A 13,086-nucleotide genomic window follows, 5' to 3' on the forward strand; every position below is an offset into this window, starting at 1 on the left:
GATTCCTTTCTTATCGAATTCTGCGACTGGGAGCGCTCTTCATGATAGAGAGCGGGGTGGACGGGCGTGGAATATGGTTGACCATCGGTTCAGCGTCGGCAAGCTGGTGACGGAAGTTCGATCACCTGACGTCGGGGGGCGCGGGACATGCCGTTCACTTTCAATGGAGTGGGAACGCACTACTGGGGCGAGCGCAACATTGTCGTTCGGGAAGGTGCGTGCGAGGCTTGCGGAAAAGTCGGCAAGCTGAAGTCGTATGAGACGACCCTTTTCTTTGTCGTTCTATTCATCCCGCTGATCCCGCTGCGGAAGCTTCGCGTGTTCGATCAGTGTCTGAGCTGCAGGCGACATCGTGTGATGTCGATGAAGCAGTGGCAGGAAGCACGCGCTACGGTTTCCGAGAAGGAGATCAGCAAGTATCGCGAAGATCCCGACAACATAGAAGCGATCAAGGAGTGTCTCGGCGCACTCGTGTCGTTGCGTGATACGGAGGGGCTGGCGAACTTCGCGCGCGAAATCCTGCCGCGACACGATCGCAATCCTGAAGTGTTGACCTTGCTGGCGGATGCGCAGGGGTTTCTTTGGCTCTACAAAGATGCAGAGGCGAATTTGCGCGCGGCATTGCGGACAGATGGAGAGTACGTGCCGGCCAAGGAGAGCCTTGCCGAGATGGTTGCGCTTGCTGGGCGACCCGATGAGGCGGAGCAGTTGGCGCAGCACATTATCGATCGCGGTGAGCCCGACAAGGCGTGGTTGCTGTACAAGATAGCGGAGTCGCACCAAGCCATCGGGAATCACGCCGCGGCGCTTAGACTGCTGAACCAGTGCGAAGCGCTGGTACCACAGATTCGGCAGAATAAGGACTTCAACAAATCGCGCAAGTTGTCGGAAAAACTGCAGGGAACAAACAAGCCAATCCGCAAGAAGGCGAAGAAGCTGCGCTCGATCCCCAAGAGCGCGAGATCGAAGAGCAATGCATCAGGGAAGGTCGCACTGATGGTCAGTCCCGTGCTCCTGCTGTTGGCTCTGCTAGGTTGGTTGTTTGCGGCATGGTATAGCGGCCAACACCGGGAGGTCTATCTGGTAAATGGCCTGATGAAGCCATACAGTGTGCGGGTGAATGGCGGCGAGGCGATCAGGCTGCATCCGGGAAGTCCGGTGCCGATTGAAGTTCGGGAAGGAATCTTGAACATCGTTCCGGAACCCGGAGACTATGAGATTGAGCCGAAGACGGTGCTTGTGGAGACAGGTTTCTTCGGACGCCCGATCGCATCGCCGATCTTCGTGATTAACCCGGACCAGGCGGCGATGCTGGAGAGCGTGTTGACACATTACTATCCGAAGGACATGCCCGTTTCGCAGGTTCCCGAGAACGTGGTTCACCTTCTTGCCGGTGACGTGCTTGTTCGGAAAGATCATGTGGACTATGTCTTCGAGCGCTTTCCCGAGAAGCTTCAGCTCTCCGACAATAAACTCGCCAAGAGGACGCGACTGACTGTCGTGGATCCGAGGCGATGGATTCTTGCCCCCGGTGTGGTCTCTGCGGTAGAGGGCTCTGACGCCGAGTCGTATGCGAATCTGGCGCGGGCAATGGTCGCCCGATTCAAGTTGGATCCGGGCGATTACGACGCGATGTATGAATTCTGTTCGATGTCCTCGATCGATGATGCGACGGAGGTTCTCCAGCCCTTCCTCGATAGGCGCCCGATCGATCCTGTCTTGCATGAGGCGTGGTTGAATATGGCTGAAGGCAATCTACCGCCCGGGGAGCTGGAGGCGATCTATGACGAGTTGCTATCTGAGTACCCGAACGATCCGGATGTGCTGTTCCTAAGAGGGAGGTTGGCGACAGACCCAGACGAGGTTGCTTCCTACTATCGTCGGGGTATCGAGGCGGGCGGGAACAATTCGGAGTGCCTGTATGGAATGGCTTCTCTCTACCATTGCTACGGGGAGAGTCAGCAAGCGAAGGAGTACGTGGAAAAGGCGATTGCGCAAGAGCCGGACAATGTAGGCTATCTTCTTCTTGCTGAAGCCATCTCGCTTGCACGGAGGGACTACAATGCAGCCTTCGATTACTCCTGCACACGACTGGGACTTTGCCAGGTCGGCATCGCAGACATTGCGTCTCAGGCTACTTACGCAAAGGCGGCGGGGAGAGAGGAAGACTTCAAGAACTCAATGCGCCGAGCAAAGGCAATGATGGGCGAGGTTTTCGGGGCGAGCGGAATCGAAGCTCTCGTTGCGCAACAAGAGGAACGAAGCGCATTCCGAGATGGGCAGTACGAGGAGTGGTTCGCTCGATGGAAAGATTATTCGCCGGGGTATCCACACAAAGAGATGCTGGGGAAGATGTGGTACGGAGAGACGAGCGATTTGGGTGCGATCATTCAGCAAGCGCAGGACGATTTTGATCTGTCTGACGCTGCCCTTGCCTCAGTTGCCCTGAATCGAGCGGGGGCGATTGAGGAACGCGATGCTATGATCGAGCGGATGGTCAATCTGATGGGTTCGACGGGCGAGTATGATGTCCTGATTGCAGCCCTGAATGAAGAGTCGGCTCTTCCGCCGGAGAAGTTGGTTCGCCTTGAGTGCGATCCGTCGGATAAGAAGTGTATCTTCCTTGTTCTCGGGGAGCTTTACCCCGAACACCGCGATCTCTACTGGGCAACGGCGAAGAAATTGAATTCCGGGTTCGGCCCGATTTCTCTCCTGGTGGAGAAGTACACGACGCAATGACGAACAAGCACTACCGCGACCTGGTACGAAAGCTCGAGGCGAAGTGGCAGAGTTCTCCTCGTCGCGTGATCGTTGGCGGGTGGCTATACGGCATCTGGGGTTATGTATGGATGCTGACATTCATTCACCTGATCTTCGTGGTGCTTGCTGTACTGATTGGAGCACTCTCGTACTACTTGTCGCTCATGGCAAAGACGGATGGTTCCGATGGTGCGATCATGCTCTATATTGGCGGAGCCATCTCGCTCGGCATTTACGTCTTTCTGTTGTCGAAAATCGTTTTCATCAGGGAGCCGGAATCAAACGATTACGTTCTGACGCGAGAGGAAGCGCCGGGCCTCTTCGAAATGGTGGAAGAGGTTCGCGAGGCATTGGGTGCGCCGGAAATTCACCGAATTGTCATTGTTCCGGAACACAATGCAGGCATCAGTTCCTGGCCGCGCCTGGGTTTGCTTGGCTACCCCGTGAACACTCTTGTGGTTGGGATGGCCTTCATGATGGCGCATCCGCCGGACGAGTTGCGTGACACGATCGGCCACGAATTGGGTCATTTGATCGGTCGGCATACGCGTCTTGGCCGGTGGCTCTTTCGACTCGGTCAATCATGGGGCGGGCTGAACCAAAGTCTTGATCAAACGATGCTTGATCGCGGACCAACGAGGTTCCTTGTGCGTTTCATGAGAAAGCATCTCTCGGAACGTTATTGGAGGGGGCTCAGCGCGCGGGCAGGATTCCTGAGGCGCCACCACGAATTCGAAGCTGACGCCATCGGCATGTCATTGACCAACAAGGAGACGGCGGTTCGATCGCTGTATCGCGCCGAGGTCCTGCACGAAGCAATGGTGCGCGTGTTCTGGCCGACGGTCTGGCGGCGGGCGAACGAGGATGATCTTCCTCCGGCTCGCGTTTATGATTTGATCGAGGAGGCGATGCGAAAGCCTCTGGACGAGGCTGAAGAGGAACTGATTCGCAAGAACCTCGCTTCACGTCGTACGATTATCTGGGAAGACCATCCTTGCCTTCGGGAGCGAGTTGTGGCGCTCGGCGGTCGTACGCCGGAGATCTATGATTTTCCCGAGCCGATCAGTGCAGAGGAGTCGTCCTTTGTGCAGCTTCTCATTCCGGCCGCGCGCGAGCACTATCTGACGTTGTTCTCAAATATGTGGAAGGCGGACGTGATTCAGGGATGGCGCGAGGCACACGAGCGCGGGAAGTTCGAGCAAACGAAGATCGCCGAGTTGAGTCAGAAGGAAGAGCCGCTGACGGAGAATGAGGCATGGATCCTCACGGCATGCCGAATGAATCGTTCGTCGGAGCCCCTGAAGGTTGAAATCGCGGAGCAGTTCCTGCGCGATTATCCCGAACATGCGGATGCGAATTTCGCGCTTGGGCGACTCTATCTGCGAAATGGTGAGGATGATCGCGCGGTCCCACTTCTGAAGCGCGCCTCGGCCAGTAGTACTTCATGCAGGAAGGACGCTTTGTGTGCTCTCTTCGAGTACTACGAGAAGCTTGGACGCTTTGATGAACTGGATGCGACCGAGAAGGAGATCGAGGCGCTGAACCTGGACCTGAAGAAGGCTGGGATTGAGCGCGGCGACATCCACGTCGACGACTACTTCTCCCCACACGACTTGAGCGCAGAGTTCGTCCACAGGCTTTGTGTCATCCTGGAACGCACTGGAGTGATCGAGGAGGCCTGGCTGGCGCAGAAGCGTGTCGAGTTTCTAAGCGACATCCCGTGCTATGTGCTACTGGTTCGATTCAAGCGCTCGCCCCTTCAGGATACGCGCGAGAGAGATGCCCGTCTGATTCAGGAGCTCGCCCGTTGCACGAATCCACCACTTCTTGTAGGGAGTTTCAGTCGAACTTCGGCTCGTCCACGCAACCGGCTTTCTTCCGTTCCGGGAAGTCGTATTTATCGACGCGATCCATGGACGGGAAAGCGCTAGTTGACAACCTGCATGACAACAGCGGTCAGGTCATCGCGGCGGGTGGTTGAGCCGGTGAAGGCGTCGACGTCTTTGGAGATGACATCGACGATGTCCTGGGGCGAGTGCGCGCCGTATTCGGCCAGCAGATCGCGAATGCGTGTGTCGGGATAGAGCTCGCCGTCGTCATTGCGGCATTTCAGCAGGCCGTCGGTGTAGAAGACGATCTTGTCGCCTTCTTCGAGGGCGACGCTGGTTTCTTCGAAGGTCGCGTCCTGGAACGCGCCGACGGGTTGGCCGCTGACGCGCATGACTTCGACGGAGTCGGTGCCCATGCGATACACGAGCGGATACGGCAGGCCGGCGGAGGTGACGGTGAACTGGAACCGGTCGGGGTTGTAGCGCGCATAGATGCACGTGGCGAGTTCCCACTTCGAGAGCGTGAGCATCAGGTGCGCGTTGATGCGCGCGGTGGTCAGCATCGCGTTGTAAAGGCCGGTGCACTGGCCCTGCAGGAAGGTCTTGATGCGGAAGGTGTTGAGGGCCGGCACGACACCGCAACCGGCGAAATCGATCAGCATAATTCCAAGCGTTCCGTCAGCCAGCGAGACGAGATCCCAGAAGTCGCCACCGAGAGTTTCGCTGGGGCGCCAGAGCGCGGAGATTTCGAGGCCATAGGAGCCGGGCATTTCTTCGAGGCGCTCGGCTTTAGGCAGGAGGCTTTCCTGGACGCTGCGGGCGGCGGCGAGTTCGCGGTAGAGGCGTTCGCTCTGGCGGCGGGATTCGACCTGGAGTTCGCGCAGCTTCAGGTGGGTCTGCATGCGGGCGAGGAGGACATCGATGTCGATGGGCTTGGTGACGTAATCGTTCGCGCCGGCCTGGAGGCCCGCGACGACGTCCTGCGAGTCGGCCTTCGCGGTGACCATGATGACGGGGAGATCCTGGGTGCGGTGTTTCGAGCGCAAAATCTGGCAGACCTGGATGCCGCTCAGCCCTGGCATCATGATGTCGAGCAGGACCATTTGCGGGAGGTTGTGCTCGATGAGCTCGAGGGCTTCGAGCCCCGAGGCGGCGGTCTGAACCTGGTATCCGCTGTCCTCGAGATCCTGGACGAGGAGTTCGCGGTTGTACTCGTTATCATCGACGACGAGGATATGAGCCTTGCTGCCGGGCATGGTATGGCCTCAAATGCGGACGTTTGCGGCCGTCGGGCCTCTCGGCTCGGCGGCAGGCGGACGATTTTCCTCACACCCCGGAGACTGTATGCCGACCGAAACAGCGTTGCAACGATATGTATTGAACGGCGGCGTCATGATGATCTTCCTGGTGCCGCTGGCGCTGCTGATGATCGCCTTCGTGATCCAGGGCTTCATCAATCTGCGGCGCGGGCGAATCTGCCCGCGGAACTACGCGCAGCGGCTGGCCCAGAAGCTGGGTACGGGGATTTCGCACCGCAAGGCGGAGGAGATGCTGGAGTCGGAGAATCACAGCATCGGGCTGATTCTGCGGCGGGTTCTGCGGCACCTGGAGTTCAAGGCAGACGCGGATCCGGCGGAGTTGCTGCGGACGGAGATCGAGGAGGAATGCGCCGCGGTTCAGCAACGGAACAGCCAGTTGGCCGTTGTTTACAATGTCGCGCCGCTGATGGGGTTGCTCGGCACGGTGTTCGGCATGATCCGAACGTTCCGGGACTTCACGGCGTCGGCGGATCCGTCGATTCGCGAGCTGAGTACGGGCATCAACCTGGCGCTGCTGACGACGGCGTGGGGCCTGTCGATCGCGATTCCGGCGTTCCTGTTTCTGTATATCTTCGCGCGTCGGATTAACACGTATGAGCAGGTGATTCTGCAGCGCGAGGGCTCGGATGCGCTGCATGTGGTGCTGCGGGCGATCGGGTTCGAGCAGGCTTCGCGCAGCACGACATCGATCCCGCGTGAGGAGTCCGATTGATGGCGCGTCGCCGTCGCAGCGATCCCCTCGGGCTGAAGAACATCGGGGCGACGTTGAATCTGACGCCGCTGCTGGATATTATCTTTAACCTGATCTTCTTCTTCATTCTTGCGACGAACATCCGCGAGCGCGATCGCTTCCTGGAGATCACGCTGCCGTCCTCGACCACGGCCGAGGCGCGCCCCGCCGAGAAGGAGATCCCGCGCGTGACGATGACGCGCGAGGGGGACCTGTTCTTCAAGGGTGAGAAGATCACGGCCGAGGGCCTGGCGGTGGAGTTGAAAATGGCGGCCGAGGACGGCGCCGAAGAGGTGATTCTGGCGAGCGACGGACAGTTGGCGTGGCAGCGCATCATCGATGTGACGGATATCTGTCGCGAGGCGGGAATTCTGCAGGTGACGCCGATGATCCGGAATGAAGAAACCCCTCCAGCAGGGCCGGAGGGGCAGGTGGATGAATAGGCTTCATTGATCGCGAGCGGTGAAGCTCACGCGGCTCCCAGGAGCACATAACCCCTTACAGATCAGCGTCCCAGAATCAGAATCGTCCCGGATTGCACAACGGGTGGCGCTTCGGTCGGTCTCATAACGTCCTCCTGAGGAGAAGTGGGCGATACCCCCGGCCCTGATTGTTCTACGCGGGTGGGGGAGAACCCTTCACGGCCCCGCTGCAGAATGTCGCGGCGGCAACCTTCGGTAAATCAGTAGTGCAGCACCCCCCAGGATGACAACGAACATTTTGACGGTGATGAACGGATCGAGCCATTCGGCGACGAATCCGGCAATCAGCGAGCCGATGGGCATGGAGCCACCGAAGGTCAAGGCCCAGATTCCCATGACGCGGCCGCGGATTTCGTCGGCCACGCTGATCTGCACAACGGTGTTGGCGGTCGAGATGAACGTAACGGCGCCCCAACCGGCAATCAGCAGCGGGATGATGAAACCCGCAAAGGAGTGCATGAAGGAGACCCAGCCGAGGCCGACGACCATGGCGCCGACGCCTGCGAAGAGCTGCATGCGACGGTTTGCGTGCTCGGTGCGGCTGGCGACGAAGAGCGCTCCGACCGTGGCGCCGACACCGAACATGGCCATCAGGATGCCGTAGCGCTTCTCGTCGATTTTGAGGTAATCTTGCGCGATGCCGGGCATGAGCGAGTTGAAGGACCAGCCAAAGACGCAGACGAAAAAGAGCAGGCTGAGGACGACGCGCACGCGGCGATTCACGAGGACCTCGCGGAGGCCGCCGCGGAGATGCTCGAGGCGGGAGACGGTGCTGCTTTTCTTCTCGAATCGGGGGAGACGAAGCTTGAGCAACATCGCGATCACAATCAAATACGTGATCGAATCCATGCCGAAGCACCACGCCATCCCGACCGTGTTCATCAGAACGCCCGCCAAGGCCGGCCCGATCACGCGGGCCAGGTTCACCAGGCCGGAGTTGAGCGCGATGGCATTCATGAGGTTATCGCGCCCGACGAGTTCGACGACGAAAGCCTGGCGCGGTGGGACCTCGAAGGAGAATGCAACGCCGGCGATCGTGGCCAGGACCATCAGGTGCCAGACCTGGATGGTGTCGGTGGCGACAAGGATGGCGATGGTCCCGGAGACAATCGCCGCAAGAATCTGGGAGTAAATGATGAGGCGGCGCTTCTCCATGCGGTCCGCGATGGCGCCTGCGATCGGGGCGAGGATGAACAGCGGCGCGAGGGACAAGGCCATCACGGCGCCGAGCAGATCCATGCGGCCGGTGAGTTCAAAGACGAGCCACCCCATGGCGGTGCGCCGCATCCACGTGCCGACGAGAGACATTCCCTGGCCGATATAGAAGAGGCGAAAGTTCCGGACGCCGAGCGCGCGGAAGGTCTGTTGCCAGCCGACGGGCTTGGTCGGGACGGCCTCTGGGGAGAACGCCGTCGTTGTCGACATGCGCGGGTCGCGCGGCTCGGGCGGATTCGGCGGGGTTGGGTGGTTCGGGTCGTTCAAGGAGTTGTTCCGTATGTGTTTGTGTCGAGTTGTTCGGGCATGACTTGTTCGCCCCCTCCGGGGACGAATGGAAGCGGACGATTTCCCCGGGTTCCCTCCCGCTGATCGGTCACCCGGGGCCATTCAGCTATGCCCCCTTCGGGGACCGCTGCGCTTTGGTGCCCCTCTCATCCGCGGTCAGTTGCAGAGGCTATCGGCGTCTGCCTCCCCTTCCGCTTTCGCCAATGTCCCGGCGGGCTACTTCTCCTGCAGGACGCGCAGATATTCGCCGATTGTTTTCTGCCAGCCCATCAGCAGGGCGTCTCTGACGAGTGCGTGCCCGATGGAGACTTCCGCCAGGCCGGGGAGATTGCGCATCAGGACCAGGTTTTCCAGATCCAGGTCATGACCGGCGTTGATGCCGAGGCCGATGTCGACGGCGTGCTGGGCGGCGGTTGCAAATTCCTGGTAGGAGGCTTTGCCGCGGCCGGCGGCGAATTCTTCGGCGAACGGGCCTGTGTAGAACTCGATCCGATCGGCGCCCGCTTCCCGCGCCGCATCGATTTCAGCAAGATTCGTTTCCATAAACACGGAGACGCGCGCGCCGACGCCTTTGAGGCGCGCGATCGTGTCGCGTAGGAAAGCCTGGTGCTCGCGCGCTTTCCAGCCGGCGTTGCTTGTCAAGACGCCGGGCGGGTCCGGGACGAGGGTCGCCTGGTCCGGGCGCGTCTCCTCGATGATCTGGCAGTAGCGCTCGTCGGGATAGCCCTCGATGTTGAACTCGACGGCCTTACAGAGGGGACGGAGATCGGTGACGTCGGTGCGGCGGATGTGGCGTTCGTCTGGGCGCGGATGCACGGTGATGCCATGCGCGCCGGCATCGATGGCCATCTGGGCGAAGCGCGTGACGGAGGGCACTGTGCCTCCGCGAGAGTTCCGCAACGTGGCGATTTTGTTCACGTTTACGCTGAGTTTGATCATGTCCGTCACCTGTCAGTAGTCATCCATCTTGGGCTTCTGGCGCAGTTTCTTCTTCTGCGCACGCTGGTGCTTGTGTTCGAGAATCCGTTCGCGCACGGCTTTCGGTTGGGATGTCGGGATTCGGCGCCGACGTCGGTGATTGCGCTTTTCGAGCTTCTGGCGCAGTTGGATCAGTGCGACTTCTTTGTTCTGATGCTGGCTGCGCTCGCGCTGGCAGGTCGTCACGAGTCCCGTGGGGCGATGGCGGAGACGGACGGCGGTCTCGCGGCGGTTGACGTTCTGGCCGCCGGCTCCGCTGGAGCAGAAGGTCTCCACATCGCACTGAGCCATGAGCTCGTCGTCGGATTTAGGAATGGGGAAGAACGACATCGCGAGAGACCTTGCGCAGGGCGAAAAATACCGGGAACGGCGAACGAATCGCCGTTCTATGGTGGCCATTGAGGCTGAGAGGGGGGCTGAAGGTCAAGACCGGCATCTTGTGCAGGACGTCCTGCCGATGTGCGAATGGGAATCGAATCGCCTCGGCGAGGCTTTGTTGTCTCCGTATCTTTCGTTGACAGTGTTTTTCGCTCAATGATCCACAGGGGCCGGGTAGTGGCGCCGTGTCTGGAATGGTGCCCCCGTCCCGCTGCGCCTGCGGAGGGTTCATGCGCCTTGCGAAAGCACAACTGCTGTGTGTCGCCGTCTGGCTTCTGGCCGGGGTGTTTGTGCTCGGGGCGCCGCGTTCTGCGATGGCGGTGAATGGGTTCTACTATCGCGTTCAGCCGGGCGAGAATATCGATGGCGTGGCGCGGCGTTTTCGCGTGTCGGCATATGATATTGCGAAGGCGAATCGCATTGGCGTGAACAGCCAACTGGTGGGCGGATCGCAACTCTACATCCCCGCATCGCCTCAGCCGCGTGTTCCTCAACAATACGCGGCGGCGACGAACACATCGTCGCGATCGGCACCGCGGTCGGCTCCAAAGCCATCGAAACCGACGCAGGTGCGAGTGCAGAAGGGCGACAGTCTCTGGCGGATCAGTCGGAAGTACGATGTATCGATCGCGGACTTGGCGCGTGCAAACGGGATTCGCCAGGATGCCGTTCTGCAGGTCGGCCAGGTGCTGAAACTGCCGGGCGAATCGAGCGGCGGTTCTTCCCCGCAGTCCAGTTCATCCAGTCAGCAACCAACACGATCTTATGCGCCGCCCTCGCGTTCGTCCGGCGGCAGCACGTCGAGCACTTCGGCCAGTTCCCGCGGTTTCAGTTGGCCGGTCGAGGGGCGCATCTTGAGGGGATACGAGTCGAGCAGCACGCGAAAGCACTTTGGAATCAACATCGCCGTGCCGGTGGGGACGGAGATCCGAGCGGCTCGCGACGGTACGGTGGTCTATGCGGGCAGCACGATCACGGCGTACGGCAACATGGTGATTGTGAGTCACGACGGCGGCTATGCGACGTGCTATGCATTCAACGATCGGAACCTGGTGCGCGTGAATCAGCGCGTGAATCGCGGCGACGTGATTGCGCTCTCGGGCGAATCGGGTAAGGGCGACGAGCCGTATGTGCACTTTCAGCTTCGCCGCAACGGCGACGCGATCGATCCCGGGCCGTATTTGCCGTAGGTGGGGCGCGCTTTCAGCGCTCCGTGAGCGGGCGTCGTTGAACCCAGGGCTTTCGCCCTGGGCTGGTATGTGGCGGGGCGTTGCCCCTTCAATCGATGATCTCAGAGCAGATCCGGTTGCGCTTACGCGCACGAGGAAAACGCGGCTGCTTCTTGAGGTGTCTTGAGCATCCTTGCTCAAGCCCCATGGGCGCAGGCCATTTCCATTGGGGTTCTCGCCCATCCTGCAAACGAGTGCGGGCTGGCTCTTGGGCAAAGATGCCCAAGTCACCTCGGGGCGAATCGATCCAAGTCGTGCATCGCGGAGTGCTTGCCGGCTGGAAGTCGGCGGTCCCGGCCTATTCTCTTGCGACCAGTTCGCGGAGGTAGAGGACGTTTCCAGGGTGGTGGGTAGTAAGGATGCCTGTCTGGTTGACGCGATAGGCGGGGTGGTTGCTGTAGGGTGTTTGTTCAATCAGGGTGATGAGCCAGATACGTTGCGGGCGGTTCTTTGGCGATGCGATTGCCAGCGGATCGGCCGCGGGAAGAGGATCCTTCATATAGCGTTCGGCGAGTGGCTGCAGGCGCGGTGGCAGGACGAGCAGGGCATCGCCGCGTTGGGCGTGGGCTTCGATCATCTCGGCGGCGCGATCCCAAACGCGGTGTTGGCGGGTGCGCTTCATGTCGGCAATGTAGATGCTGCCGCAGAGGAGTTCGATGGCGATGGCGACAATAATGGCTTTGCGCAGGCGAGAGAATTCCAATCCCCACAACAGCACGAGTTGAAAGACCGGCACGGCAATGATGAGGTAACGCTGTCCGTAGAGGACGATTGGCAGAAAGAACCCCACCACTGTCGGCAAGACCAGCAGAGAAACGAATGCGAGCGCGAGAGGCCATTCCCGTGGGATGGAGCGGCGCTGAATGGACTGGCGCACCGGCAAAGCGATTGCAAAGGCAAGAATCCCTGAGACGACGATCAACGCAATGACTGGCAGGGGGACGGGGATTGCCGGATGGATCGGGCCAGCGACCTGGGCTTGCAGGATGTCCAAGAGCCGTCCGGCAGTGAGTGTCTCGGTGAGCCAGCCGAGACCTTTCTCAGAAACCAGATCCCGCACGGCACGGATCGCGATCGGTCCACCGGCGATGACGCCAAGGATCAGGCCCATGGTTTCGGGCCACTGGCGCGCGCGGCGTTGCACGACTGGATAAAGAATCAGCGCCGTCATCGCCCAGAACCATATGAACAGCCCGAAGTAGTGCATCCAGCATGCGGCCGCGATGGCGAGGGCGCCGACGGTGCCTCCGATCGCGCGGGCTTGAGGGCGCAGGTCCTCGCGCATCAGGCGAAGCACGCCCCACATGCCGGCGAGTTCCATCGTGACCAGGAGCGAGTAGGAGCGGGCTTCCTGAGCGTACCAGGCGAGGAAAGGAGACAGGGCGGCGATGAGGGCCGCCAGGAGGGCTCTGCGCCGCGACCCCGGCCAGATCTGCAGCGCCACGAGATACATGAGCCAGACACTGGCGATGCCGCCGAGCGCCGAAGGCAGGCGGAGTGCCTTGTCCGTCAATCCAGCGTATCGCGTCCAACCGTAGAGCGTCAGGAAGTAGAGCGGCGGGTGCGGATCGCGTTGGGCGACGGCTTCGACGACATCCGCGGCGGAATCCTGGTCGACCGTCAGTAGCGTGTAGAACTCGTCCGCCCAGAGGCTTTCCTGCCCAAGCCCGGTGAGATGCACGGCCGCCGCCAGCAGAAGAATCGCGGCGAGAAAAAGCGGGGCATGTCGGTGCAGGATGGACGTCATGGCGGAGCCCGGGGATGATCTCGCCCTCACGGTGTCGGGGCTGTTGGCGCGGTGCAAGCCCTGGTTGGCGGAATATGCTTCGGCGGGACACTTGCTTCCTGGGGGCGGTTGCTATAGGAAATGGCGCGCGC

At 60.5% G+C, this 13,086-nt stretch carries 10 protein-coding genes; 5 read left to right on the top strand and 5 right to left on the bottom strand.

Annotated features, from left to right (window positions below; all coding sequences use genetic code 11):
- Positions 1-147: 147 nt before the first annotated feature.
- Complete coding sequence (locus KQI84_09270; GenBank protein MCB2155065.1) at positions 148-2,739, top strand: hypothetical protein; 2,592 nt, start codon at positions 148-150, stop codon at positions 2,737-2,739.
- Complete coding sequence (locus KQI84_09275; protein MCB2155066.1) at positions 2,736-4,691, top strand: M48 family metalloprotease; 1,956 nt, start codon at positions 2,736-2,738, stop codon at positions 4,689-4,691. Before KQI84_09270 ends, KQI84_09275 begins: the two co-directional genes overlap by 4 nt.
- Here KQI84_09275 and KQI84_09280 read toward each other — a convergent pair.
- Entirely contained in the window at positions 4,688-5,845 is a 1,158-nt protein-coding gene (locus tag KQI84_09280; GenBank protein MCB2155067.1) for a fused response regulator/phosphatase, read from the bottom strand. The genes KQI84_09275 and KQI84_09280 overlap by 4 nt on opposite strands.
- A gap of 88 nt (positions 5,846-5,933) precedes the next feature.
- Between KQI84_09280 and KQI84_09285 the strand changes: the two genes are divergently transcribed.
- Together KQI84_09285 and KQI84_09290 are read left to right on the top strand one after the other, a co-directional pair.
- A complete protein-coding gene (locus tag KQI84_09285) occupies positions 5,934-6,620 on the top strand; it encodes a MotA/TolQ/ExbB proton channel family protein (protein MCB2155068.1) in 687 nt (228 codons plus the stop codon).
- Entirely contained in the window at positions 6,620-7,081 is a 462-nt protein-coding gene (locus tag KQI84_09290; protein ID MCB2155069.1) for a biopolymer transporter ExbD, read from the top strand. The genes KQI84_09285 and KQI84_09290 overlap by 1 nt, the downstream gene beginning before the upstream one ends.
- A 195-nt stretch (positions 7,082-7,276) precedes the next feature.
- Here KQI84_09290 and KQI84_09295 read toward each other — a convergent pair whose 3' ends face one another.
- From KQI84_09295 to KQI84_09305, 3 genes are all read right to left on the bottom strand, one after another.
- Entirely contained in the window at positions 7,277-8,602 is a 1,326-nt protein-coding gene (locus KQI84_09295; GenBank protein ID MCB2155070.1) for an MFS transporter, read from the bottom strand.
- Positions 8,603-8,839: 237 nt separating this feature from the next.
- Positions 8,840-9,562, bottom strand: coding sequence for a pyridoxine 5'-phosphate synthase (locus KQI84_09300; GenBank protein MCB2155071.1), 723 nt, complete (start codon positions 9,560-9,562; stop codon positions 8,840-8,842).
- Positions 9,563-9,574: 12 nt separating this feature from the next.
- Positions 9,575-10,000 (bottom strand): peptide chain release factor-like protein, encoded by a 426-nt coding sequence (locus KQI84_09305; GenBank protein MCB2155072.1) that lies wholly within the window; start codon positions 9,998-10,000, stop codon positions 9,575-9,577.
- Positions 10,001-10,209: 209 nt separating this feature from the next.
- Here KQI84_09305 and KQI84_09310 point away from each other — a divergent pair, with 209 nt between their 5' ends.
- Complete coding sequence (locus KQI84_09310) at positions 10,210-11,169, top strand: peptidoglycan DD-metalloendopeptidase family protein (GenBank protein ID MCB2155073.1); 960 nt, start codon at positions 10,210-10,212, stop codon at positions 11,167-11,169.
- Positions 11,170-11,506: 337 nt separating this feature from the next.
- Here the strand turns inward: KQI84_09310 and KQI84_09315 are convergent, their stop codons facing one another.
- On the bottom strand, positions 11,507-12,955 hold the full coding sequence (locus tag KQI84_09315) for a glycosyltransferase family 39 protein (protein MCB2155074.1): 1,449 nt from the start codon (positions 12,953-12,955) through the stop codon (positions 11,507-11,509).
- Positions 12,956-13,086: the final 131 nt, after the last annotated feature.

It is taken from the genome of bacterium, from assembly GCA_020444065.1.
Classification (GTDB): Bacteria; Sumerlaeota; Sumerlaeia; order SLMS01; family JAHLLQ01; genus JAHLLQ01.